This window comes from Burkholderia sp. E168m23, from assembly GCF_016586125.1.
Classification (GTDB): Bacteria; Pseudomonadota; Gammaproteobacteria; order Burkholderiales; family Burkholderiaceae; genus Burkholderia; species Burkholderia orbicola.
Window position 1 is genome coordinate 1 of sequence record NZ_BCPP01001503.1, and the last position, 962, is coordinate 962.

Consider the following 962-nt stretch of genomic DNA (forward strand, 5'->3'; position numbering starts at 1 on the left):
CGCGCCGTAGTCGGTGATGTTCTTGACCACGCCGTTGACGATCGCGCCTTCCTTCAGCGTCTCGAGCAGCTTCGCGCGCTCTTCGCCTTGGGTTGCTTCGATCACTGCACGACGCGACAGCACGACGTTGTTACGCTTGCGATCGAGCTTGATCACGCGGAACTCGAGCGTCTTGCCTTCGTACGGGGTCGTGTCCTTGACCGGACGCGTGTCGACCAGCGAACCCGGCAGGAACGCGCGGATGCCGTTGACCATCACGGTCATGCCGCCCTTCACCTTGCCGGTGATCGTGCCGGTGACGAGCTCGTTGTTGTCGAGCGCCTTTTCCAGCGACAGCCACGATGCAAGGCGCTTCGCCTTGTCGCGCGACAGGATCGTGTCGCCGTAGCCGTTTTCGAGTGCGTCGATCGCGACGGACACGAAATCGCCCGACTGCACCTCAACCTCGCCCTGATCGTTCAGGAATTCCTCGATCGGAATGTAAGCCTCGGACTTCAGGCCTGCATTGACGACCACGAAGTTGTGGTCGACGCGCACGACTTCGGCGGAAATCACTTCGCCGGCGCGCATGTCTTGGCGGGTCAGCGACTCTTCGAACAGAGCCGCAAAGGATTCGGTATTCGGGGTGGAGGTTTGCAGGTCGGACATAAAAATCTGATTGTGCATGGCTCGCTGTGCCACGCCGGCCGGAATGGCAGGCTGAAAGGGCCAGATCGAGGACCACACGGGGTTAAGGGTTCGAAACACGCTCCGCGCTTGCGACGCGGAGCACCTACCGCTGCTCGCCTTCTCAGGCGGGCTGGCCGAGCGCCCGGTACCACTGCAGCACCTGGTCGACGGCTTCATCGACCGAAAGTGCCGACGTATCGAGCAGCTTGGCGTCTGCCGCAGGCTTCAGCGGCGCGGCCGCGCGATTGCTGTCGCGCGCGTCACGTTCACGAAGATCCCGGAGCAAGTCATCT

The 962-nt window shown here is 62.4% G+C and carries 2 protein-coding genes; both read right to left on the minus strand.

What is annotated here, in order from left to right:
* Nucleotides 1-666 (minus strand): S1 RNA-binding domain-containing protein (locus tag JMF90_RS38480; RefSeq protein ID WP_307730546.1); only part of this gene is annotated, 666 nt, incomplete at its 3' end.
* 124 nt (nt 667-790) lie between these two features.
* Nucleotides 791-962, minus strand: a 172-nt coding sequence (locus tag JMF90_RS38485; RefSeq protein ID WP_201326483.1) for a (d)CMP kinase, incomplete at its 5' end; no start/stop codon positions are given.